We start from the raw sequence: 2287 nt of genomic DNA, 5'->3' as shown, positions 1-2287 counted from the left end.
TCCACTATTACGCTGGGACAAACGGCCCGATAAATATCGAAGCCGCCAACAAAACGGCGGCATGAAACCCGGGACGGTTCAGAGCGCCTGCTACGCGCATTTGTTGAGGATGTGCGTGGTGGTCTTGTCGAATTGGGCGTCGACGTCGACGAGTACACCACGCACATCTACCGGCGCACGGCGGCCACGCTGATCGAGCGGGCGGCCGGGATCACTCTGGCCTCTCGACTTCTCGGCCATGCCAACGAGCAGACCACGCGAAACAGCTACGTGGTCACGGCCGACATAGTCGATCCAGTGACGGCGGAAATTCTCGATGAAGTGCTCGGCGAGTGAGCGATCTCGGTGTCCAGAGGATGGTCACAGATTAACAAAAAAGACTCTCTTGGGGAGACCGCAGAATGCCTGCCCTGGACTACGTGCTCGTAGAATTTAGTCGGCACAGAATAGGACGCACCGCAACGCCCGGCAGTAAATAAAGGAAACGCACGGAAGCGTACTTTTGAATCACGGCAGTTCCTGACGGTCAGATCCGGGCGGCGCTTTTGCGCATCTAGGCGAGGGCTCAAGGGATCGAGCAGTTGGTTAGATCCCACCGGTACGTCGGAGACCACTTCTCGCAACCCGTGGGCTGCGAGACACTTTGACGAGACAAATCGGTGCGACGCAATCCTGCAGATATCCGGTGCGCACATCCGCTCGGTGACAGCGATGGGGAACTAGCAACCGCGGACAGGGGAAGAGTCGTCGTGTCTCGCAACGTGTGTTTTTACCCAGTTCTAGGATTTCCGTAGGTAGGGACAGTTGCGAGACATTTGGAGGCGTCAATGGCGAAGCTGATCGGGTACGCGCGGGTTTCGACCAAGATTCAGGCTACGGATCGGCAGATCATGGATCTGATCGCCGCCGACATTCGCAAGGACGACGTCTATGTTGATCATGGTGTCAGCGGTGGGCGGGCACGGCGGCCGGAATTTGATGCGGCCCTCGACGCCTTGCAGGCGGGCGATACCCTCGTGGTCACTACGCTTGACCGCTTGGGGAGGTCGACAGCCAACATACTCGAGCTCGCGGGGGTGTTGCGGACCCGCGGGGCTGCGCTCCGTGTGTTGAACCTGGGCGGGGGAGACGTGGACACGAGCACGCCAATGGGCGGCATGGTCTTCACCGTCATGGCGGCGCTGGCTGAAATGGAACTGGCGATCAAACGCGAGCGCATCGTGGACAGAATGAGTAAACGCCGCGCGGCCGGGAAGGATCTCGGCGGGCGACGCCCCCGCTTCACTGAAAGCCAGATCCTGAACGCGCGCCGTCTGGTCAACGCCGGCGAGTCCGCAACCCAGGTCGCGCGAGATCTGGGCATGTCGCGCGCGACTCTGTATCGGAGAATTTCCGACCTCGGATCGTGACGCTTGGGTGGGGCCAGTCGCAGTATTGGCGATAAAGAACGTGTGGCGACAAGGGGGCGGGCTGCGGCGGCGACGCACCTACTTCTTGCCCCGGTTAGCCCCCCTTCACCGGGCATTTTCTCGGGCGGGGCCTACGGGCACAAAGGTCCCGGCGCGCATTTGGCGCGACGCGGAACGTGTCCGTGGGGTGTGCCGTCCCGGTGGAGGTCCGGCTTACGGGCTGCCCAACTCCAGGAGTGGGTGGCAGCGCCCACCGGCCATGAACCGGAACGGGCCCACTGATTCTGCGACCGTACGAAAGGCGCATCCATTCCGGTCGAGCCGTCGACTCTGACGCGAGCGCTCAAAGAGCGGCGTGCTGAGACCGTTGGCGTTCAGACTGAAAATCATGGATCGTTTGATGCGTGACGGTGACGGCTCGCCGCCTGCTTGCTCGAAAAGCGATGAGACAAAGTAGCGCTGCGCCGTGGGCTGTGGGCCCCCACCAGTAGATGTTCATGACGAATCCGGACCCGAACAGCGTTCCGATGCCGACAAATGCCAGCGCTGCGGCCAGGGCCACGCTGACGCTCACGAAGATTGCCCAGGCGGTCCGACTACCGCGCCACACGCCGAACAAGATCACCGCATGTGGGATCAGCCAGAAGAGAGACCACAGGGCGTCCTCTCCGCCAATGTATCCAGCCACCGTCAACAGAACCGCTACGGCAAACCACAGTGTTGCACTTACGCGCGTGATGCCTTCCCACATGCCGACCATGCCACCACCCTATCGGCGGACGTCCGCAGGGGGTTCCGCTTGCGGGCTTCAGCGCGCGTAGATGATCACGGCCGACGCAGAGTTCGTACCGAAGACGGCTACACCTAGTCGGTGCGTT

Annotated in this window: 3 protein-coding genes; 2 read left to right on the top strand and 1 reads right to left on the bottom strand. The window is 61.7% G+C overall.

Going from position 1 to position 2287, the window contains the following annotated elements; translation table 11 throughout:
* Positions 1-111: 111 nt before the first annotated feature.
* Together CXY78_RS00120 and CXY78_RS00115 are read left to right on the top strand one after the other, a co-directional pair.
* Positions 112-336, top strand: a complete 225-nt coding sequence (locus tag CXY78_RS00120; protein ID WP_233206019.1) for a hypothetical protein — start codon at positions 112-114, stop codon at positions 334-336.
* 491 nt (positions 337-827) lie between these two features.
* Positions 828-1409, top strand: a complete 582-nt coding sequence (locus tag CXY78_RS00115; RefSeq protein ID WP_104087442.1) for a recombinase family protein — start codon at positions 828-830, stop codon at positions 1407-1409.
* 343 nt (positions 1410-1752) lie between these two features.
* Here the strand turns inward: CXY78_RS00115 and CXY78_RS00110 are convergent, their stop codons facing one another.
* The gene (locus CXY78_RS00110; RefSeq protein WP_104087441.1) at positions 1753-2169 is read right to left on the bottom strand and encodes a hypothetical protein; all 417 of its coding nucleotides are present in this window, start codon (positions 2167-2169) and stop codon (positions 1753-1755) included.
* Between the last annotated feature and the right edge of the window lie 118 nt (positions 2170-2287).

Source organism: Cryobacterium sp. N19 (assembly GCF_002929595.1).
Taxonomy (GTDB): domain Bacteria; phylum Actinomycetota; class Actinomycetes; order Actinomycetales; family Microbacteriaceae; genus Cryobacterium; species Cryobacterium flavum.
Note: the sequence above shows the minus strand (reverse complement) of the source record. Positions and strands in the feature narration are given on the sequence as shown.